The organism is Sporomusa sp. 246TCP1 (assembly GCF_057319775.1).
On the sequence record NZ_CM170492.1, the window covers coordinates 5,266,907 to 5,289,030 of the forward strand.

General features: G+C 45.3%; 17 protein-coding genes and 1 riboswitch. Of the genes, 16 read left to right on the forward strand and 1 reads right to left on the reverse strand.

Translation table 11 applies throughout. The annotated features are described in order from the left end of the window. Positions 1-126 precede the first annotated feature (126 nt). From AC1ECB_RS24875 to rsmI, 12 genes are all read left to right on the forward strand, one after another. Entirely contained in the window at positions 127-489 is a 363-nt protein-coding gene (locus tag AC1ECB_RS24875; protein ID WP_485666305.1) for a hypothetical protein, read from the forward strand. 50 nt (positions 490-539) lie between these two features. Continuing rightward, complete coding sequence (locus tag AC1ECB_RS24880; RefSeq protein WP_485666306.1) at positions 540-893, forward strand: DUF192 domain-containing protein; 354 nt, start codon at positions 540-542, stop codon at positions 891-893. Between the two features lie 106 nt (positions 894-999). Further along, the gene (locus AC1ECB_RS24885; protein ID WP_485666307.1) at positions 1,000-2,469 is read left to right on the forward strand and encodes an aminotransferase class I/II-fold pyridoxal phosphate-dependent enzyme; all 1,470 of its coding nucleotides are present in this window, start codon (positions 1,000-1,002) and stop codon (positions 2,467-2,469) included. 259 nt (positions 2,470-2,728) lie between these two features. Further along, entirely contained in the window at positions 2,729-3,319 is a 591-nt protein-coding gene (locus AC1ECB_RS24890) for a nucleoside/nucleotide kinase family protein (protein WP_485666308.1), read from the forward strand. Between the two features lie 379 nt (positions 3,320-3,698). Next, a riboswitch (cobalamin riboswitch) is annotated at positions 3,699-3,880 on the forward strand. A gap of 236 nt (positions 3,881-4,116) precedes the next feature. Beyond that, positions 4,117-8,631: an autotransporter outer membrane beta-barrel domain-containing protein gene (locus tag AC1ECB_RS24895; protein WP_485669401.1), complete on the forward strand. Its 4,515-nt coding sequence runs from the start codon at positions 4,117-4,119 to the stop codon at positions 8,629-8,631. Positions 8,632-8,832: 201 nt separating this feature from the next. Further along, complete coding sequence (locus AC1ECB_RS24900; protein ID WP_485666309.1) at positions 8,833-10,071, forward strand: YncE family protein; 1,239 nt, start codon at positions 8,833-8,835, stop codon at positions 10,069-10,071. Between the two features lie 360 nt (positions 10,072-10,431). Continuing rightward, positions 10,432-11,322 (forward strand): type II secretion system protein GspD, encoded by an 891-nt coding sequence (locus AC1ECB_RS24905; protein ID WP_485666310.1) that lies wholly within the window; start codon positions 10,432-10,434, stop codon positions 11,320-11,322. Positions 11,323-11,819: 497 nt separating this feature from the next. Next, positions 11,820-12,266, forward strand: a complete 447-nt coding sequence (locus AC1ECB_RS24910; protein ID WP_028971575.1) for a YaaR family protein — start codon at positions 11,820-11,822, stop codon at positions 12,264-12,266. After that, complete coding sequence (gene holB / locus AC1ECB_RS24915; RefSeq protein WP_485666311.1) at positions 12,266-13,264, forward strand: DNA polymerase III subunit delta'; 999 nt, start codon at positions 12,266-12,268, stop codon at positions 13,262-13,264. Before AC1ECB_RS24910 ends, holB begins: the two co-directional genes overlap by 1 nt. Position 13,265: 1 nt before the next feature. Continuing rightward, the gene (locus tag AC1ECB_RS24920; protein ID WP_485666312.1) at positions 13,266-14,078 is read left to right on the forward strand and encodes a PSP1 domain-containing protein; all 813 of its coding nucleotides are present in this window, start codon (positions 13,266-13,268) and stop codon (positions 14,076-14,078) included. Further along, positions 14,078-14,827: a tRNA1(Val) (adenine(37)-N6)-methyltransferase gene (locus AC1ECB_RS24925; RefSeq protein WP_485666313.1), complete on the forward strand. Its 750-nt coding sequence runs from the start codon at positions 14,078-14,080 to the stop codon at positions 14,825-14,827. The genes AC1ECB_RS24920 and AC1ECB_RS24925 overlap by 1 nt, the downstream gene beginning before the upstream one ends. Positions 14,828-14,890: 63 nt before the next feature. Beyond that, positions 14,891-15,694, forward strand: a complete 804-nt coding sequence (rsmI, locus tag AC1ECB_RS24930; RefSeq protein ID WP_485669402.1) for a 16S rRNA (cytidine(1402)-2'-O)-methyltransferase — start codon at positions 14,891-14,893, stop codon at positions 15,692-15,694. 28 nt (positions 15,695-15,722) lie between these two features. On the opposite strand, the gene AC1ECB_RS24935 is transcribed toward rsmI, so the two are convergent. After that, the gene (locus AC1ECB_RS24935; protein WP_021168499.1) at positions 15,723-15,971 is read right to left on the reverse strand and encodes an AbrB/MazE/SpoVT family DNA-binding domain-containing protein; all 249 of its coding nucleotides are present in this window, start codon (positions 15,969-15,971) and stop codon (positions 15,723-15,725) included. A 283-nt stretch (positions 15,972-16,254) separates the two neighbouring features. On the opposite strand from AC1ECB_RS24935, the gene metG reads away from it, so the two are divergent. The 4 genes from metG to AC1ECB_RS24955 all read left to right on the forward strand — a co-directional run bounded on the left by metG (position 16,255) and on the right by AC1ECB_RS24955 (position 22,081). Next, positions 16,255-18,192, forward strand: coding sequence for a methionine--tRNA ligase (gene metG / locus AC1ECB_RS24940; RefSeq protein ID WP_485666314.1), 1,938 nt, complete (start codon positions 16,255-16,257; stop codon positions 18,190-18,192). A gap of 1 nt (position 18,193) precedes the next feature. Next, positions 18,194-18,958: a TatD family hydrolase gene (locus AC1ECB_RS24945; RefSeq protein WP_485666315.1), complete on the forward strand. Its 765-nt coding sequence runs from the start codon at positions 18,194-18,196 to the stop codon at positions 18,956-18,958. Between the two features lie 287 nt (positions 18,959-19,245). After that, positions 19,246-20,235, forward strand: a complete 990-nt coding sequence (locus AC1ECB_RS24950; RefSeq protein ID WP_485666316.1) for a resuscitation-promoting factor — start codon at positions 19,246-19,248, stop codon at positions 20,233-20,235. Positions 20,236-20,353: 118 nt separating this feature from the next. Beyond that, positions 20,354-22,081 carry an ABC transporter ATP-binding protein/permease gene (locus AC1ECB_RS24955; RefSeq protein WP_485669403.1) on the forward strand — a complete coding sequence of 576 codons (1,728 nt, stop codon included), beginning with the start codon at positions 20,354-20,356 and terminating at the stop codon, positions 22,079-22,081. Positions 22,082-22,124 lie beyond the last annotated feature (43 nt).

The window sequence follows — 22,124 nt, forward strand, 5'->3', positions numbered from 1 at the left end:
AAATTTATAATTGTATTATAGTGTATTGTAGCATGTTTAGTAAAATAGGAAACGCTTTGTCGATGAGAAAATGCAGTGAATATTTGGGAACACTATAGAAAAAAGGAATTGGTGAGATGAATAGTCATGTATTGTGATTTCTGTGGAAAGCGACTTGCCGGTAATGTAAAGTACTGCCGGCATTGCGGTCGAATGCTAAGAAGCTGCCTGGATGATACTATGCCAGTGCCGGTTATCAATGAAGGTATGTTGACTAGTAGGCGCCAGGAGGCAGGTCCCAGGAAAAACATGGTTGATCGAACTGTGGTTTGGAGAAAGGTGTATGGGACAGTTGCTGTGGCCACGATTGTTATAATGCTCTATATCTTAGCAACGTTTGAAACAATTAAGCAATATCAGTTACTAACAACAATCATTGGCTGTCTGTTGGCAATCTACATCTGGCGTAAAGGTAATATTAGATTAAGTAAGTTTTTCTTCCGCAAGTAATTGCCCGTATCCACTTAAACAGAGAACAGATAAGAACAGTCGGGGGAACGATGCGAATTATTAACGTAACTAAGCAGCAGGTATTAGGCAATAATATCAAGGTAGCGGCTACCTTTTTTTTGCGGTTGGTCGGACTTTTGGCTACACCTAGTCTGTCACATGGTGCGGGTCTTATGATCAAACCATGCAGCAGTGTCCATACCATGGGTATGCGATATCCTATTGATGTGATATTTGTGGATGATTCTGATAGGGTAGTTAAGGTTGTGATGGGTTTAAAACCTAGCCGCTTTGCGAGTCAGTGGGGAGCGGACTATGTCATTGAGTTGCCGGCAGGAACAATTGCGGCTACCTATACCCAAAAAGGCGATCAATTGGAATTGCAAGAAGCAAAAGATCATTGACTCAGGTTTTGGCTTGCTTTTAGCTTGTACCATATAAGGCTGTGTGCTAAAATATTTACAAACTGCAAGGGTATAATAGTGGAATGAAGTAGAAGGTGGTGGCGGCGTGCTTGATCAGACAGAAGTACCATTATTGAAAGCGATGAACATCTATATAGACGACGGAACAATTCCCTTTCATACTCCAGGGCATAAAATGGGCAAAGGGATGCATCCCCTCTTTAACGAGGTTGTACAGCGAAAAGCACTGCAGCTTGATTTGGCAAATATGGCTGAACTGGACGATTTGCACGAACCACACGGACCAATCAAAGCAGCGCAGGATTTAGCTGCCCAGCTGTATGGAGCTGACTACAGTTATTTTATGGTAAATGGGACAACCGGCGGTATTTATGCCATGATTCTTACCATTGCGGGGCCTGGTGATAAGATCATTATACCGCGTAATGCCCACCGCTCTATTATTGGGGGCATTATCTTGAGTGGAGCTATTCCTGTATTTATGCAACCAGAGGTAGATATCGAGTTGGGACTGACGATGGGAGTTACACCAGAGACAGTTTTGGAGGCTCTCAGACAGCATCCTGACGCCAAAGGGGTACTGATCATTAATCCCACATACTATGGTGTAGCTACCGACCTGAAAAAAATTGTGGAGATAGTCCATGGCTACAATATTCCGGTTGTCGTTGATGAGGCCCATGGACCACATCTTAAATTTTCGTCACGATTACCGATTCAGGCGCTAGATGCCGGTGCTGATATTGTGGCCCAAAGCTCGCACAAAATTATCGGGGCCATGACCCAATGCTCTATTGTTCATTGCCGCCAGGGTCTTATCCGGGTGCCTCGCCTGAAAGCTATGCTGCAGTTAGTGCAGTCAACCAGCCCTAACTATATATTAATGGCATCTTTAGATATTGCCCGTATGCAGATGGCAACAGAGGGGCGTGGGTTGATTGAACGCGCCGTTGATTTGGCTAATCAGGCTAGACAAGAGATAAACAAGATTCCGGGGCTATACTGTTTTGGTAATGAGAAAGTAGGCAATCCGGGTGTTTATAGTATAGATCCAACAAAGGTGACAGTGACTGTCAAAGGCTTGGGGCTAACCGGCGCGGAAGCCGAGCGGATTTTGCGGCATACATATAAAATTCAGGTAGAATTATCAGATGTATATAATGTTTTGTTTCTTATTACCTTAGGCGATAGTATGACTGAGGTGGCGGCGATGGTGGCAGCGTTAAAGGATATGGCAGTCACGCATAATGGTACGCGCGATTTTTCAGCGATTAATGAAATAACCCGGGAGGGAAAACATCCGGTAGCACCTGAACAGGTTATATCGCCAAGGGAGGCATTATTTGGCAATACCTGTATGGTGCCTTTTGGTGATGCGGTTGGCATGATTTGTGCCGAAATTGTTACTTTCTATCCGCCTGGTATTCCGATGCTCTGTCCGGGTGAACGGATTACGCAGGAGATTGTTGATTATTGTCATACCTTGCAAAATGCTGGCTTGCATATTTCCGGTCCGGAAGATTATTTGCTTAACACGATAAAGGTAGTGGATTAAATGCACGGTAAATTAATAGTTATTGAAAGATAATGATTACTTAGAGATATGTCCAAAAAGATACCTACCCGGAAGGTGTAGGTATCTTTTTGGCTTAAAATCAAACCAAAAGATTACTTGTGGAAATGTCCAGGTGATGTTAGGATGTGGTTAGAAAAATAAAATGCTTATCGAAAAGATAGAGTTGTTAGAAAAAGAATAGCAAGAGATGCTAAAAAAGTGATAGAATTCAATGATAAATAGCAAAGGACGGAATATAGTGGGTAAGATATTTTGCTTAATGGGAAAGAGTAGTTCAGGAAAAGATACTATTTTAAAATCTATTCTACATGATTGCGAGCTAAACCTATATCCAATAATACCCTATACTACTCGACCTATTCGACACAATGAAAAACAAGGTAGGGAGTATTATTTTGTTGATGAAGTCACTTTAGAATCCTACAGGTCAAAGGGAAAGATTATTGAACAACGGAAGTATAACACTGTAAATGGTATTTGGTCCTACTGCACAATTGATGATGGTCAAATTAAATTACACGAAGCTAATTATTTAATAATTACAACCTTGGAAGCTTATGAAAATTTACAAAATTATTTTGGGTCTGCCAATGTTATTCCAGTTTATGTCTATGTAGAAGATGGGGTAAGATTGCAACGCGCATTGGACCGGGAAAAAAAGCAAACCCATCCTAATTATGAGGAACTTTGTAGGAGGTTTTTAGCAGACAATATTGACTTTAGCTCTGAAAAACTTACGGCTCTTGGGATAACTGTGAGTTATACTAATGAAGACTTACAGGCCTGTATTGTAAGTATCAAAACTGATATTTTAAAAGAAATCATCTAGTTTAATCCTATGACAATAGGATGCCCGAAGGCAATAAATCATGTTCTTCTTCTCCGTACATATCCTGTAATATTAGTATTTTATAAAATATAATGGAATTATTGCTAATTCCAGCTATGGCTCAAATAGATTCTTTTCTGCTACGTCTAGTAAATACAGCGCCTCGAACTAGGCAATTTTTGATACTAAAGTGGAGAATGAAATTTAGTAATTTCTGTTTTCGCACAGTCTGATGTACCCAACCATTTAACCGTTTGTAGAATTCTGAATCGTGGCGCACGAAATATAAGCAGAATAAACAAATACATTACAAATTATTAAAGAAAAAATTTACAAATGATATAAATAATGGTATAATCTAACTGAAAATGTTAAAAAACAAAATAATGTTGGGATAGGTGCCCGAAAGGGCTTAATAGGGAAGACCGGTGTGATGCCGGCGCGGTCCCGCCACTGTAATAGGGAGCGAATCCAAGGAATGCCACTGAGACGAAAGTCTTGGGAAGGTTTGGATGAGCGATGATCTAGAGCCAGGAGAACTGCCTATCTGTCAATCACCGTTTTTCACCCACGAGGTATGGGGAGGGGATTAGTGGAGTAATCTAACCTTCCCGGCTATTTAATTATGGCCGGGATTTATATTTTAGATTGTTTCTTAAAATAGCCCTCCCTATATAGCCTAAGGGAGGGCTATTTTTAATGTAAAGGGAGGGTTGATATCAAATACGCTTGAAAGGTGGTGTGGGGTTCGGGATTTTGTCATTTTTCATATGGTTGAGGGGGACAAGTTTTTGACAGTGAAGCAACGCAAAGCAACGAATAAATACCTGGCGGCAAGAATTTGCTGTGCGCTGGCGCTTGGTTTTGCGCCGCAGCTTTGGGGGATGGCTCAGGCGGCAGAAGTCGGGCCGTCGGTGACGGTAGAGGCTGATACCATAAAAGAAACGACAGCAGATTCGTCAGGTCAATTAACAAATGATTACTTCGGAACCACCTATACCGGTGTAACCATCCAAAACGGCGGCCGCTGGCGGCCGATGGATGCCATAACATTTAATAGCGATACATATGATTGGAACAAATATATCAATATCGATAAATTAAACGTAAAGTCTGGCGGCATTATCGATTTATCCTGGCAGGAAACGCCGAATCCAGTGGTGTCTGAGTGGGGAGAGAATTATTTTCGTAATTTGACAGTAACAAATGCCACACTGGCAGATGGTACGATTTTTCGGATCAGCGGGGCAACTGCCGTTTGGTCAAATATAGTAATGACATCTACTCCGTCGACAAATTTAATCACGCTAGGAAACGAAACAAACCTAGTAGCAGGCAGTGGCACGTTATATACGCAGCTTGGAAATATTATCCGTTTTAACCCGCTAAAGGTCAGTAAGGATTCGATTATCTTCGGAAGTGGTGGACAAGAATTTTTACGTATTTTTGAACAAAAAGCCGGGCAATTCAAGGTAGTAGGACAAGCATCGTATTTGGATGCTCCCCTGACTGTCTATAAAGTGACACCGATTGTTCGTACTACAGAAATTAGCGTCCCTACGTATGTAGAGGATCCGGTAACTGGTGAATTTGTTGTCAACGGTGAGTATGTTGTCCTGAACTCCTTTTTAACAGACTATACCCTTGATAATACTAAACTTTTATCAGAATCAGCCAAAACAGCCGGCGATATGCAGCTAGCGCAGCGCAATCTGTGGCGGGTGGAAAATAGTAATGCCTTTAACCACCAAGATGAACTGCACGCCCCGGGGGATAAGCGCCGCGAAGGCAGCTGGGCAAATGTTTATGGTGGCAAGTTTACCAATCAGGGCAGCTATGGGCGCAGCATCAGTGAACACTACCATGGTTTACAGGTCGGCTATGATAAAGAACGCTCCGGCGATTTCTACGATGGTAAGCTGTATACCGGATTGTTCTTCCAGCAAACCAAAGCAGACACCGGTCTTGCTAGTGGCAGCGGCAACTCAGAGAGTAACGGCTTCGGCACTTATGCCACCTGGGTGGGCCATAACGGCCATTACCTTGATGTGATGCTGCGCGGCTCAAAACAAACCAGCGATTACTATTTTACTACTAGGAGCGGTAAAGTTGACGGTAACAACCAGGTCTGGGCTGTCGGGCTTAATGCGCGGTATGGCCTGCGTAAAGAACTCGCGAACGGCTGGTTCTGGGAACCGCAAGTCGGACTGGCTCTTGGCCGGATTGACAAGGCTGATTACACAACAAGCAACGGCTTAAAAATAGCACAAAGCAAGGTCAATGTGCTAACAGGACAGGCAGGTGCGTTGGTGGGTCGGTCTCTGCCAGAAAACAACGGGAAAGTCTACGCTAAGGTGACGGTTAACCATGATTTCTTAGATGGCGGATCCATGCTGGGCAGCTATTATGACGAAACACAGGCCATTAAAACCGGCGCCAACAAAGATACCTGGTGTGAACTGGTATTAGGCGTTGATAGCAAAATCTCGCCAACCGGTAATTTCAATTTGAGTCTGCTGCAGACCTTTGGCGGTGATGCAAAGGCCAACTGGCAGGTAAACGGGGGCGTCAACTGGCGCTGGAACGGCTTTGGTTCGCACCAAAAAGCACAAGAAGAGCTCAAGACTGGCAAGCCAACAGCTATAATTCTGTCTGCTTCGACTGGAGCAGCGTCTGGCGAGATCGGGCAAGGGTCTATACTCAAGGTACAAGCTAAAACCGGTTTTCAGAAAGCAGCCGGGAAAGGCGTTGACCAAACACAGCTACAAAACGATCAGGAAAAACAACAAGCTCCAAATAAAGAAATGGCGGCAGAGCATTTTGGCACCGCTAGATACAATGCCATTACGGATATTTCGCAGCCAACAACGGTAGCTTCAGTCGCTTTTGCACCCGAAACAACACGGGCGGCTGTGTCTAACGTGCAGTCTGAAGGCAGTGTCCAGGCAGGCGGCGGGAAAATACCGGACGCTAACCAAGCATTGCGACTAAATGACCAGGAAAAACAACAAGCCTCCCCAAAAGCAACGGCAGAACAAGCCAACGACTCTAAAGACAATTCCAGTGTGGAAAATACAACAACCACGGTTGATCCGGGCTATGTTTTGGAAACCGTAGTGGTTGAAGCGCCGCGGCCTGCATGGGAAGATAAGCTCTCGCCAGGCACTGTGACTGTCATTGAACCAGATAAATACAAAGGCGAACAAAAAACACTGCCCGATCTTCTCAAGGAAGTGCCTGGTATTCATGTCCGGTATGTGGGCGGCGGTCCTGGCCAATACACGACAGTCTCTGTCCGCGGCAGCACAGCGTCACAGGTAGGTGTGTTTGTCGACGGGGTATTGACAAACCTCGGAGGCGATGCGGCGGTCGACATATCGACAATCCCTGTCAAAAATGTAGCGCGGATTGAGGTATACAGAGGCTATATCCCGGCCCGTTTCGGCGGTACCTATATGGGCGGCGTAATCAATATTGTCACCAAAAAGCCGGAGAAAGCTAATATTTCGGCTTCCTATGGACAACGCTCCTGGGGCGGCTACACCGGCAGCCTGCAGGTAGAGGAGCCACTGGGGGCAGGCACCCTGATGGTGGGTCTAAACAGAGACCAAAGCACCGGGGATTTCCGCTATACCAATGCTGAGTGCCAGAATAAAATCTCGACCCGAATTGCTGAGCAGGAACAACTCGTCGCATGGTATGAAAATGATATTGCACAAGGTTCGATGTCTGCAGACAATAAAACGTATATCGCCGAGAAAAACAGATTGGCTTATTACAAACAACTTTCGGCAACACGCTATCGCATGAATAACAGTTATAAAAATACCGATGCTCTGCTCAAATGGCAGGATGAACACTGGCTTGTCAAAGCCAGCTGGAAGAAAATTGACAGGTTTTTGCCCAATGCCGGTAAGTGGGAATATATAGATGTTCCTAATCCTTATTTTTCTGCAAGTGAGTTAGAAAATCCAGCGTTTGAGTATCCTAATTGCCGAAAAAAACAGATACTTACCGCAAAAGACATCCTCCTCGGCAGGAGGGATACCAGCGGCAACCTGGAATGGGGCTGGAATGTCAATTATCTGGATCAGGATAAAAGCTACCGCAATAATGAACAGTATGGAACAGGTAGTTATACCTATGTAAGACCGCTCAGCCGCTGGAGCGCTTATAAATCCCAAAAGCTCGGCGCCTCTTTGGATGGAACGTATAAAGCCAGCAACCACCTGCTGGATTTCTTAGTGAACATATCCCGGGAAGATATGGATGTAGATGGCTGGAGAATGGACGTTCTGGATAGTTCGCAGTGCAATCGCTTTAAAACCAAATATCAACAAACACTCTATAATATTCAATTGCAAGATACCCTAACGCTTAATTCGACCGGCGATCTCTGGTTTACTCCTAGTATCCGCTACAACTCGTCTGATGTAGTAGGCCAAGCCAAATATATCGATCCTCATAGTCGGGGAGTGAAAACGACAGATGGGCAGCGAGACAGCAAGACAACCTGGCAGTTAGCCTTAAAGAAGAAGGTAAACGACAGTTTGACCTTGCGTTCTTCGTATGGGTCTTACTACCGGCTGTTGAATCTCTATGAAATTGCCGGCGACGGGGCCAGCATCATTCCCCGTGCGATTTACGGCACCAATGGTGAATTTAATTCTGTATATCCACGTCCGGAAGAAGGAATGCAATGGGATGCTGGCGCTGTCTGGAAGGGAAAATGGCTTAATACCAAGGATGCCGACCTTTCACTGACCTATTTCAGCCGCCGGTCTGATAATTTGCTGCAGCTTTACCAGTCTGGTATTGGCTGCTGGTCTTATGCCAACGCGATCAACGGGCAAGCCAAAGGAGTGGAATTACAAAGCAATTTGACCTGGGACAAATGGGATCTAAATTTGGCTGCTACCTATATAAACACCAAAAGAGCTGTCAAGGATATCACGCACTCTGGTTTCTGGACTTACCCTCCTATGACCTATACACCGGAATGGGAAGGAAAACTGCGTTTGACATATCGACCTAATGATAGAACCGCCTTATTTGCCGAAGTTAACTATACAGATAAGCAGTATGTCAGTGAGCTATATGATGTTTTTCTGCCAGCATTTACTACCGTGGGTACAGGTTGCCGGGTTAAGCTGAATACAAATTCCCAGCTTGTTTTTGGTGTCAATGATCTCTTTAATAAAGGACCGGAGCTGGAATATAAGTACAGTGTCGTTGATACTGGCGTATATGCCGGATACTATTATCCATTGCAGGGGCGGACCTATTATGCAACTATCAATTATGATTTTTAGGCTTTCACTATGAGACAGCATACTTCAAGAGATAGATCTAGGTTTCTTGGGCGAGTGAAGGACAAAGATTTGGTAGTAAGGGAGGGTGAGGCCGATGTGAAACCGGGAGATTGAGTAACAGACAGGAAATGGGGTGATAATGCATGGAAACGTAAGGCTAGTAGCAGGGAAAATTTTTAAAAAATAGGGGAGGTTTTTTGTATGAAGATATTTAAAAAAGCAGGGTTAGTCTTAGCGCTCGTGATGGCCTTTACGACAACCGCCTTGGCCAACACAGCGTATACGGTGACTGATGCCAACTATGCTAACGGTAAAGTGGGGACTATCGGCAGCGCCGCGGGTGCTGTTAATCAAAATGCTGTCTCGTCGGTAGTGGCAGGTGCGCCAGCTGTTCATTATTTCACTGATGCCAATGGGAACTCCCGGGTGCTTGTCTATAAGTACTTGTATAGTGGCAATCCCAACCCTGAAGCCGTAATCTACAATCCCAATACAACCCCGTGGACGCAAGTGGCCACTGCGAATTGGGCCGATATTGCCAACTTGTATGGTATTACTAAAATAGGGAGCTACCTTTACGCAATTGACTATGACAACGCAAAGGTTGTCCAAATCAACATGACAAACTATAGCCAAACTGGAACAATATACACCTTCCCAGGGACGACAGGCTATGAAAAGCATGGTGTGGCCATCACTGCAGTGGGTAATAACATCTATGGTCTCTTTACAGAAGTGCAAGATCCTTGGGGAACTGCTAATTATTTGACAAGCAAGGTGGTTAAACTGAATAGCAGCACTCTTACTGCTGTCGGTACTCCTGTTCAAGTCGGTAAAAACGCTTTCACCCTCAAGCACTATAATAACAAGCTCTATGTTGCCTCAATTGGCGGCAAACAGAAAGATGACGGAACTTGCAACAGCGGGGAATCAAAATTAGATGTTGTTAATCTTGCCACGATGACAAAAACCACCCGCTTTACGTCAGGAACGGCAATTCCGTATGATTTCCGGGATATTACTATAAGCAGCACAGGCACTGCTTATATCTTGGTTGGTAATTATACAAATGACATCCCTAAATGGAAAATGACTGGTAAAGTGTACAAAACTACTGCTGCAAATATTGACTCGAATAATATCGGTACTGTTGTAGAAAATTATGCTAATATTCCCGGTTATTACTGGGCGTTGCTTTATGAAAACTCTACAAACCGGCTCTGGTTCGCTAAAGGTGGCCGGATAGATCTTCGTACAGGAACCACTTATGGTGCTATCAGACTTAATATGTATGAAAATACTATACTGGGTAGCTCTACCTATCCTAACCTCAACTCTCTCACTATACTCGGACAAACAGCTACTCTTACAGGCTACCAGGAACCGGCTATGTCTCCTGCACAAGCAATGAAGGCAGGGAAAAAGCTCGAAATAAAATAAACCTGTAAACCGGTACATACCGGGGCGATCTAGTCTGCCCCGGTTTTTCCGGTATCAGGCAGCAGGAAGTCTGATGTGCTACAAGGTATGGCACATTAGAGGGGGACGCTCTGTATTCATGAAAAAAGCTAAATTCCAAGCTACGGATTTTAGTACACCGCAGGTGAGGAAGTTGTTTTTGCAACAGTATCGCAGGACAATCTACGTTATACTTGTTTTTTTTTGTTGCTTTTTACTTTGCCATTTAGTGCTTTAGCGGAGTCGGCGAATGACGGGTCGTCTACAATCCCCTCCAGTAATCTTCCTTCTACGGATACCAACAATCCACAGGCGGTCCCTGCGGAAGGGACGCCCGCCGAGTTGTCGCCAGAACCGGTTGGCGATACGGGAGTTGTTTTTCGTTCCCATGTGGTCATACAACTGAAATATATCAAAGCAGACCAGGCGAAAACCATGTTTGCCGCGCTCATACCAAGTAACCAAATCAAGGTGGAAGCCATGAACAACATGCTGATTGTCATGGGGAATGAGGAGGATCTAGAACAGGTTAAAGACATACTGGTACAGCTTGATAGCCCGCCGCGTCAGGTAATGTTTGAAGCGGAAGTCGTAGAAATATCCCGTGAGGATCTAAAGAAAGTGGGTCTCGACGTGGACTCTAATACGGCGTTGGCGCTACCTAGTGTGGAGAAGACAGATGGCAGCGCTTTCCGTATCCGCCTTGGCAAGTCCGAATACGGTGTTAATATCCAGGCTACCGTCAATCATCTGGTGGAAAACAAAAAAGGCCGTTTGCTGGCCAGTCCGCGTATTGCAGCGCTGGATGGACAAACCGCCCAAATTATGATCGGTGACAAGCTGGCGGTGGAAAGTACGCAAATTGTCGATGGCAGTAGACTGACCACCGTAAACTACATTGACGTTGGAATAAAACTGGAAGTAACACCCACCGTTCACGCGGATGGTACTATAACGACCCGTATCAAATCGGAAGTCAGCAACAAAACGGACACTACGCCGAATGGAAATCCGAATATCCGCACACGCCAGGCCGAAACAATGCTGCGGGTAAAAAACGGCGAAACCATTGTACTGGGCGGTTTAATTCAGCGTGAGGAAACCAGGGATGTGTTGAAGGTCCCGCTGTTGGGCGATATGCCGCTGGTTGGGCAGTTGTTTCGCTCGACCAACAGGGAGCGAAAGGAAACGGAACTGGTTATTCTGATTACGCCGAAAATGATGGACATATAGAGGAAGGAAACTGAGATGAAACGCATGTTGGTCATACTTTTATGTCTGCTCGGCCTGTGGTCCGCCCGGGCGGAGGGCGCAGCGGATCCGCCTGCGGTTGTATTCCGGTGGGCGCCGGTTATTTGCCAGGAGGATCAAGGACTGAATCCCGTAGTACGGGAAAACGTATTTACGGTGGTAAACTTTGATTACGACCCCTATATTCTGGTACATTAAAAGAAGCTGTAAAATGGTGTTCAACGGCAGGGACAGTCCTTGCATTTTTAATTGGATGATACGGTGATTGCCAAGCAGATTGTAATTAAACAAATCTATAGTGAAATCTATCCAATTGTTAATGAAATTATCGGCAGGGCATAATACAAGGCTCTGCTTTTGATTTTTGGTGTATTTCTGGCAAATATTTGATTATTTTTCGAAAAACATTTATAATTTAAAAGATAATAAGAATGTGGTCTGCCAGGTATTTTGGGGCAGGAGGGTAAAATCAAATGGGCATGAAAGTAAATACATTTGGGGTAAGCAATCAGCCAAAGGTGACTGACCGCGAGATAGCGAATAAGGCCGAAAAGTCAGGGGACTATTTCGCTGCGGATCTCTTAAAATCGCAGGAAGCACAGTCAACGGAACGTCTACAGTCACTTATGACCCAGATTGATGAAAGTGGACGCCGTTTATCGCAGATGCCAACCTATAGCGAGCTCAAGTCATACCGGGAGCTGGTTCGTAAGTTTATCGGTGAGGCTGTTTCGCGATCTTACAGCCTTGAAGCCCGCGCTGGTTGGGATCGTCATGGTCGCCAGAAATTGTATACAACCATTAAAAAGGTTGACGAAAAACTTGCCGAAATGACAGAAGATGTGCGTGTCGGCCAAGAACGACAATTATCCATCATGGCCAAACATGACGCAGTGCGGGGCATGCTGGTGGATTTGTTTACCTAATGACGATGAATTGGAATGAAGTAATCGGCCATCAGGATGCAGTGACCATAGTTAAAGCCATGTTGTCTACCGGAAAAATGCCACATGCGTTATTGTTTACCGGATCGGCAGGTATTGGTAAAAGCTTACTGGCTAAACTGGTAGCTGCCGGCATTCTTTGTAGCACTGATCGTGAAAAACCTTGTGGACATTGCCATTCCTGCGTGTTGTTCGGCCGTAGTGAGCATCCTGACTTTATTCAGGTTGCACCTGACGGTGCTACGATCAAAATTGACCAGATTCGCTTACTTAAAAACGTTGCTGCGTTAACCCCGGCTGTTGGTTCAGGGCGGGTTTGCCTGATTGAGGATGCGGAGTTGATGACTGTACAAGCTGCTAACAGTTTGCTCAAGTTGTTAGAAGAGCCGCCTCCTGGTCTTGTTTTTATTCTCATTGCCGGAACCAGTAAACCACTATTGTCGACAATATTATCTCGTTGCCGGAAGGTTTCTTTTTACCCTTTGCCTGCCTCTGTGCTGGAACAAGCGTTGGTACATAAAGGATATGAACCGGCTGCTGCGGCTATTGCCGCCCGTTTAAGCGGTGGCAGGATGGGAAAGGCACTTACCTTGCTGGTGCCGGATGGTTTGGTACCCAGGGATATGGCACTGCAATTGCTTGCCAGTATCGGGCAGGAAGGCATGACCGCCATTTGGGAGCAAACGACCAAGCTTGCTGGTCTCGACACCAAGGATATAGTGACAGTGCTGGGATTTTTTTTGTATTTGTTGCGTGATCTACTAATGCTGGCAGGTCAGTATGGCGAGCAACTGCTATATAATATTGATCTTGTGCAGGAACTTGCCGGTTTAGTATCTGCTTGGCCTGAATGCCGCAGCATGGTAGCTATAACTGCTGTTAAAAATACCATTCGTGCCATCGAGAGCAACGCCAACACCCGTTTGGCTCTTGAGGAGTTATTAATAAATCTGAAGGATTGGCCAGAAAAAGGAGAGTAACATGCTGACAGTAGTGGGTGTCCGCTTTAAAAAAGCGGGTAAAATATACTATTTTGACCCAGACGCCATTGAAATTCATGAAGGCGATTATGTAATTGTCGAAACCGCAAGAGGACTAGAGTTTGGTGATGTTGTTATTGGGCCGCGGCAGGTGGACGAAGAACAGGTTGTTGCTCCGTTAAAACCTGTATTGCGTAAGGCGACTGCTGAGGATGAAGAAAAAGTTAAAGATAATCGAAAAAAGGAAAAAGAAGCGTTTAAAGTTTGCGAGCAAAAAATAGAGGCTCATAGTTTGCCTATGAACCTGGTGGATGTGGAATATACTTTTGATGTCAATAAGATCATATTTTACTTTACTGCCGAAGGCCGGATTGATTTTCGTGAACTGGTAAAAGACTTGGCTAGTGTCTTTCGTACTCGGATTGAGCTTAGGCAAATTGGCGTACGGGATGAGGCTAAATTGATGAATGGGATTGGTTGTTGTGGCCGGTCGCTGTGTTGTGCTACCTTTTTGGGAGATTTTGAACCGGTCTCTATTCGGATGGCCAAAGAACAGAATTTATCACTCAATCCAGCCAAGATTTCAGGGATTTGCGGTCGGTTGATGTGTTGTTTAAAATACGAAAATGATTGCTATAGCGGCTGTAGCTGCCCGAAAAAGGTTATGCCGCCAGCAGTTGGTAAGGAAGTAATTACTATTGATGGCGAAGGCAAGGTCATATCTCTCAATCGTCAGAAACGGACAGCCACCATTGGTTTAGCTGAAGGGAAAACCATGATTATTCCCTGGGACGAAGTGGTGGAAAAGGAATAATGGCACCTGCCAAAGTAGGTCTGAAACCCGGCGAACGGGTGGATGATCTGATTATTAACAACTTAAAGCTTATTCAACACCCGGAAGAATTTTGTTTTTCGCTTGATGCGGTCCTGTTGGCTCACTTTGCCAGTATGCGGCAAAATGGCGTAGCAGCAGACCTAGGCGCAGGTACTGGTGTTATTGGTTTATTATTACTAGCACGTGGAGCGGCAGCGGTTACCGGTATTGAGCTCAATCCGGACCTGGCAGACATGGCGAGCCGCAGTGCCAAGCTTAACGGGCTGGAGGACAGACTGCTGATTCTAAACAGTGACCTTCGTCTTGTTCATGATTTGCTGCCAGGTGGTAACTTTGAATTGGTCGTTTCTAACCCTCCCTACCGTCCGGTCGGGGGTGGGTATATAAGCCCCAATGACCGGGTCGCTATGGCCCGGCATGAATTGACAGCCAGCTTAAGCGACATTGTAGCTGCTGCCCGGCATCTTGTAAAATACCGCGGCCGGTTTGCAATGGTACATTTGCCTGAACGACTGGCAGAGATTATGCTAACAATGTGCCAGGCCGGTATTGAACCCAAACGACTGCAGTTTGTTTATCCACGGGTGGATAAGAAGCCTAACATGGTGCTTGTTGAGGGTATACGGGGGGCAAAACCGGGAATAGACGTATTGCCGCCGTTAGTTGTATATACTACCGATGGAAACTATTCTGAGAATATTATGAAGCTCTATGAGCAGGACAGGTGAACTCGAGTGACCGAAGCGGGCACGCTCTATTTATGTCCAACTCCCCTGGGAAATCTGGAAGACATGACCTTTCGGGCTGTACGGGTCTTGAAAGAAGCGGCTGCTATTGCGGCTGAAGATACCAGACACACACGTAACTTACTAAACCATTTTGACATTCATGTTCAACTTATTAGTTATCACGAACATAATAAAGCCGAGCGGGGGCCGGAGATTATTGACCGGTTACTGCTCGGCGAGAGTATTGCGTTAGTCAGTGATGCGGGTATGCCTGGGATCTCTGATCCTGGTGTGGACTTGGTTCGGTTGGCGATAGCTAATGATATACCTGTTGTACCGTTGCCTGGACCTAACGCGGCATTGACGGCCTTGATTGCATCAGGGATGGACACTACGTTATTCACGTTTGTTGGTTTTTTACCAAAAACCAACAAACACCGTCGGCAACTGCTTGAGAAATTAGCTGGCTGTCCGTATACATTGGTGTTTTATGAAGCCCCGCACCGGGTGCGGGCAACACTGGAGGAATTGATAACTTCATTTGGTGATCGCCAGGCGGTAGCGGCCAGAGAACTTACTAAAAAATTTGAGGAATTTGTCCGGGGCAGTCTGTATACGCTGAGGCAACATTTTAGTCAAAATCAGCCGCGAGGAGAATTTACTCTTATTGTAGAGGGTAATCCTGACAATGAAACGCAGAATCAGCCTGCGGCGGCATTGTCAATACCTGATATAGTGCAAGCTGTGCAAGTGTTAATCCGGCAGGGTGTAAATAAAAAAGACGCCATCCGTGAGGTGGCGTCGCAAAATGGTCTGCCGAAACGGCAGGTATACCAAGCTGTTCTTGCAGATTCATTAGATACCTAACCGAAAGGCTGCTTTCTAAAAAACCGAATTAAACAGCTGCTTGTCCCATAGATTCGAGGCAATCTTTACAAACGTTTTTACCTTTGAAGTTGGTTACGTCAGCTGCATTACCACAGAACACACAGGCTGGTTCATATTTGCGGAGAATGATGCGGTCGCTATCGACATAAATCTCGAGAGCATCTTTTTCTGCGATATCAAGAGTGCGGCGCAATTCGATAGGAATAACCACCCTACCTAGTTCGTCTACTTTACGTACAATGCCAGTTGATTTCATTTTCCTGTCTCCCTTCAATCGACAATTAATTTTTAAGGAACATCGAATAACAATATTCGACAAAAATCGCTCAACTAAATAATACCAAATATTACAAAGCGTGTCAACCCAATTTTTTACAAAATAAAAAATTTTTTTTCAAATGTGTCATTTGAAAGGAATAATATTTCTATTCATTGTCATATACTACTACATTCTGTCGAAAAATACAACTATTGACAACCATATTTCCAATGCCTATAATTGGAAAATAAAAGTAGTGCGTTTACTGAAGGAGGACATTATGTCAAAGAAACCCTTTTATATTACCACACCTATTTATTATCCTAGTGACCGATTACATATTGGACATGCATACTGTACGACCATTGCAGACAGTATTGCCCGTTATAAGCGGTTAGCTGGTTTTGATGTATTCTTTTTGACTGGTTCTGACGAACATGGACAAAAGATTCAGCGTAAGGCTGAGGAGACGAATACTACGCCGCTGGCATATGTGGATAAGATTGTGGCGTCATTTCAGCAGCTGTGGGAAAAATTGGATATATCCAATGATGATTTTATTCGTACGACTGAAAAGCGGCACCACGAGTTGGTACAGGCAGTCTTTCAAAAAATCTATGATCAAGGTGATATTTATAAAGCCGAATATGAGGGCTGGTACTGTACACCTTGCGAGACCTTCTGGATGGAACGTCAGTTAACTGACGGCAAATGCCCGGATTGCGGCCGCCCAGTTGAAATTGTTAAAGAAGAAAGCTACTTTTTCCGGATGGCTAAGTATCAGGACCGGTTGCTGAAATATATTGATGAAAATCCGGATTTTATCCAGCCGACATCGCGTCGTAATGAGATGCTTAATTTTATCAAGGGTGGTTTGGAAGACTTATGCGTGTCCCGGACAACCTTTGACTGGGGAATCCCGGTTCCCTTTGATACCAAGCATGTAGTTTATGTATGGTTTGATGCGCTGACTAACTATATTACAGCAGCCGGTTACTTAAATGATAAGGAAAAATTCGCTAAATATTGGCCTGCTGATATCCACTTGGTTGGTAAGGAAATTGTGCGCTTCCATAGCATTATCTGGCCGGTGATTTTGATGGCACTGGGGATAGAATTGCCGAAAAAGGTATATGGTCATGGTTGGCTGGTAGTCGAGGGTGACAAGATGTCTAAGTCTAAGGGCAATGTAATTGATCCGTTGGCCTTGATTGATGAATTTGGTGCCGATGCTATCCGCTATTTTCTGCTGCGGGAAATTACTCTGGGGCTTGACGGCAATTTTTCGCGTGAGGCACTCATTAACCGGATTAATGCCGACTTAGCTAATGATTTGGGAAATCTGCTGCATCGCAGTCTGAGTATGATTGGCCGCTTTAATGGCGGCGTTATCGAAGCACCAGGTGAGAGTGAGGCTATTGACCAGGGACTTATTGAGTTAGCACGCACTACGACCGTTCGGTATGAACAATTCATGGAGCAGCAGGATATTAATGCTGCTCTTAAAGAAGTATGGGCACTTATTGGGCGTACCAATAAATATATTGATGAGACCGGACCTTGGGCGCTGGCTAAAGACCCTGCCCAAAAAGGCCGTCTTAATACTGTACTGTACAATTTAGCTGAGGTTCTACGAATTGTGGCGATCTTGATTTCACCGTTTATGCCGCAAACATCTCCCAAAATTTGGCGCCAGCTTGGTCTAAAAACTGACTTTGCCAGTGTACAATTTAATGAGGCTCAAGCCTGGGGACGCTTGCCGGCTGGCACTGTTGTGGCGAAAGCTGAGCCGATTTTCCCGCGCATTGAGGAGCAACCAGCTAGTGCGGCTGAAGCACAACCGGCGCAAACGGCAACTGTGCCTGCACCCCAAACTGAGATCCCGACCGCACCAGGTATACCGGAAATTACCATTGAAGAATTCGCCAAAATTGATTTGCGGGTAGTCAGGGTGCTGGCAGCCGAGAAGGTTAAAAAAGCCGATAAGTTATTGCTGTTAACGGTAGATCTGGGAACAGAACAACGAACTATTATTTCAGGGATAGCCAAACATTATGAACCTGAGCAACTCGTGGGGCAAAATGTTGTTATGGTAGTCAATCTGAAGCCGGCTAAAATTCGGGGCATAGAATCCCGCGGCATGGTATTGGCCGCCTCCTGTGATGAAAAATTGCAGCTTGTGACTGCCGATATGCCGCCTGGCAGCAGGGTGAAGTAAGATGCTATTTGACTCACATGCCCATATTGATGATAACCGGTTTGACGAGGATCGGGCTGCAGTTATTGCACGGGCCCGGGAAGCCGGCCTTGTGGGGATATTGAACGCTGGTGCCTGTATGGAGTCCTCGGCCCGTTCCATAGCATTAGCAGAAGAACATGCGTTTATTTATGCCGCTGTGGGTATTCATCCCCATGATGCCAAAGAGGCTAAAGAGAGTGATTATGAACAGTTAGCTGATTGGACCCGTAAACCCAAGGTAATGGCCATTGGCGAAATTGGACTTGATTATTATTATGACTTATCACCACGCGAACTTCAGCAGCAGGTGTTTATTCGCCAGCTTGATGTGGCGCGTCAATGCAATAAGCCGGTTATTATCCATGACCGGGATGCCCATGGTGATTTGATGGCGATTATAAAAAAAGAAGCCAAGGGTTTAACAGGTGTGCTGCATTGTTATTCCGGCAGCTTAGAGATGGCCAGGGAAGTTATCAAGCTGGGTTTTTACATCTCCTTTGCCGGACCGGTTACTTTCGCCAAAGATGGCAAGCTCAAAGAGGTGGCGGCAAACGTACCCCTTGAGCGCCTGCTGGTAGAGACAGATTGCCCCTATTTGACACCTAAGCCCTATCGGGGCCGGCGCAATGAGCCTGCGTATGTCAAATTTACTGCTGAAGAAGTGGCTTGCGTCAGGAATATGGAGTTTGCTGCTCTGGCGGAGGCGGCAACAATAAATACTAAGCGGCTTTTTGGCATTGCGTAAGTCAGTGTTATCAAAGGGAAAAATAAAAAAATTATACAGGCAGGAATAAAATGGAAGTTCAGCGAATATTTTACAGTAATAGAATATCGCTGAATTTCTTTATTTTTATGACTCACATTCCATATGTCCTCTTTTATTTTGATTGGACATGCGGAATATAAGTTAGGAGAATATAATTCAAAATAAATGGGAATAATACGAGCAACATCTGGATAATTATGGTTAATTAATTGACTTATTAACCAGGTTATGATATAATTTTATGGCTCGCAGAAAGGGGGTATTTCATGAGTGATGAAAGGTCTATACTAGCAAAGTATGGTCAGCGAAAAGTAGTGTTGATTCTTGCGCTATTGCTGGCATCACTGGTGGCAACCGGATTTGTTTGGGCACATAAACAGGTACATATTGTTACTGATAATCAGAGCTATACTGTCAGTACCTTGTACTCAAGTCCTTATAAAATCTTGCAACAAGCTGGAATTACACTTAGTCCCGAAGATGAAATCAGGTTGTCGACAACCAGTGTGACTACCGGAACAGTCATTGAGGTATTTCGTGCCGTACCTGTAACAGTTATATATCAAGGGAAAAATATTAATTTACTTGCAGCTAAGCCTACGGTGCGCGATATTGCCAATCAGGTGGGAATACCGCAAGAAAAGGTAAGGTTGGTGCCGGGAGATGACACTAAGCCGGTTGCCGGTATGAACATTAGGGCCATTACATTAAGTGAGAAGATTGAAGAGCAGGAAATTCCTGAATTGTACCAGATTATTCGCCAACCTGATCCTACCCTGGAAAAAGGGGTGGAGGAAACTGTGCAGGCCGGAGAGAATGGTCTTAAGAAAGCTACGGTTCGTGTAAAGTTTGAAGATGGTGTTAAAGTTTCTGCCGATGTGCTGTCCGAGGTTGTGGCAGTAAGTGCTAAACCGCAAATCATCCGGGTTGGGACCCGGGATATGGTAGATACTTCGCGGGGGGCAATGCGGTTTAGGGGTGTCCGCTATATGGAAGCCAGCGCCTATTTACCCACAGATGGTTCATCCCAGGGATTGACAGCCACCGGAATTGCCGCCGGACATGGTATTGTTGCTGTTGATCCGGAAGTGATCCCATTAGGTACCCAGGTCTATGTTCCAGGCTATGGGATGGGGCTGGCAGCCGATACTGGCGGGGCCATTGTTGGCGACAAAATTGATTTGTGTATGGAAAGTGCCAGTGAAGCCTATCGGTTTGGCCGCCGGACAGTGAAGGTCTATATCTTAGATGAGTAAGGAAATGGCAGAGTCTTGTACTCTGCCATTTCCTTTTGAATTATATTTTTTCCAGCTCTTAGAAGGAGTAGCTAACCCTGGTAACGAAATAGAAACAATTACATTTGTGGTGAAAGGAATGGTGTTATTGACAGGCATTAACCCCGGTCTTGTAAAAGCTTGTTGGCAATTGGCCCGCGGCTATTGGTTTTCAGAAGAGAAGTGGCGGGTCTGGGGACTAACAGCGGTAATTGTGACGCTGAATCTAGCGTATGTCTATATGTTGGTATTATTTAATAAATGGTATAATCGGTTTTATAACGCTTTGCAAAATCTTGACAGTGAGGAATTTTTCAGTGCCTTGCTTGAGTTTAGTGGGCTGGCTGCTATTTACATTATTGTAGCCGTGTATCAGCTGTACCTGCAGCAGATGCTGGAGATAAAATGGCGGCGGTGGATGACGCAGCAATATTTGGACAGTTGGCTGGCAAAACAGACCTATTACCGGCTGCAGCTTATCGAGAATAGCACCGATAACCCTGATCAGCGTATTAGTGAGGATCTGCGGCTGTTTACCAATTACAGTCTGCGTTTGTCGCTAGGTCTGTTAAAAGCAGTAGTTACACTAGTATCCTTTATCGCTATCTTGTGGCAGTTGTCAGGTACACTTACAATTCCTGTAGGCGGGACAGAAGTGACGATTTCCGGGTATATGGTATGGGTTGCCATATTGTATGCGATTGCCGGAACTTGGCTGGCTCACAAAATTGGTAAACCGTTAACCAAGCTCAATTTTGATCAGCAGCGTTATGAAGCTGATTTTCGTTTTAGTCTTGTCCGGCTGAGAGAAAATAGTGAGAGTATTGCCTTTTACGGTGGCGAAGCCCGGGAAGGTCAGTCGTTTATGGGCAGATTCGGCAGCGTCTTGGATAATTTCTGGCAGATTATGAAACGCCAGAAACAACTGACTTGGTTTACCTCAGGCTATGGGCAAATTGCCCTTATTTTTCCGATTCTAGTAGCCGCTCCCCGGCTTTTTGCCAAAGAGATTCAGCTTGGCGGCTTGCTCCAGACGGCAGAGGCCTTTGGCAAGGTGCAAGAAGCGCTATCCTTTTTTGTTGAAAGCTATCCCTTGCTGGCTGAGTGGAGGTCAGTCGTTGACCGGCTAACCGGCTTTGTTGGTAATATGGAGAAAGTAAATGCGTTAACTGATACCGCTGCAGCGATTCACCAGACGGCTGCGCCGGCATTGATGGTGTCTGACCTGAATATTGATTTGCCGGATGGGCGGCGGTTGTTGTCCGAACTCAATTTGTCATTGACAGCAGGCGATTCTTTGCTGGTGGCTGGTCCTTCCGGCAGCGGTAAAAGTACGCTATTGCGGACGCTTGCCGGCTTATGGCCTTATGCACAGGGAGATATAACTGTGCCTGAAGGCCAAAGTTCCCTGTTTCTGCCGCAAAAAGCCTACCTGCCGCTTGGTACGTTGCGGGAGGTTTTGCTCTACCCGGGCCCCCGGCAGCCGGTTAATGATGAAGACATTTATACTGCTATGTCGCTGTGCAAACTGGAGGGGCTGAAGGATCAGCTTGATAGGGTGGAAGAATGGTCGCATGTGTTGTCGCTGGGTGAGCAGCAGCGGATTGCTTTTGTGCGGGCTCTTATTCATAAGCCTGATTGGCTGTTTATGGATGAGGCAACATCAGCTCTTGATGAACCCACAGAGCGCGTATTGTATAAACTACTATGTGAACATCTGCCTAATACGGCTATGATCAGCGTTGGTCACCGGGGGACTCTAAACAGCTATCACAAAAAGAAATTGACCCTGGACGGAGCCGGGCGTTGGAGTATGCTTACGTTATAACATGATAGATAAAAAAGCGTTAAATGTGATACTATATTCATAG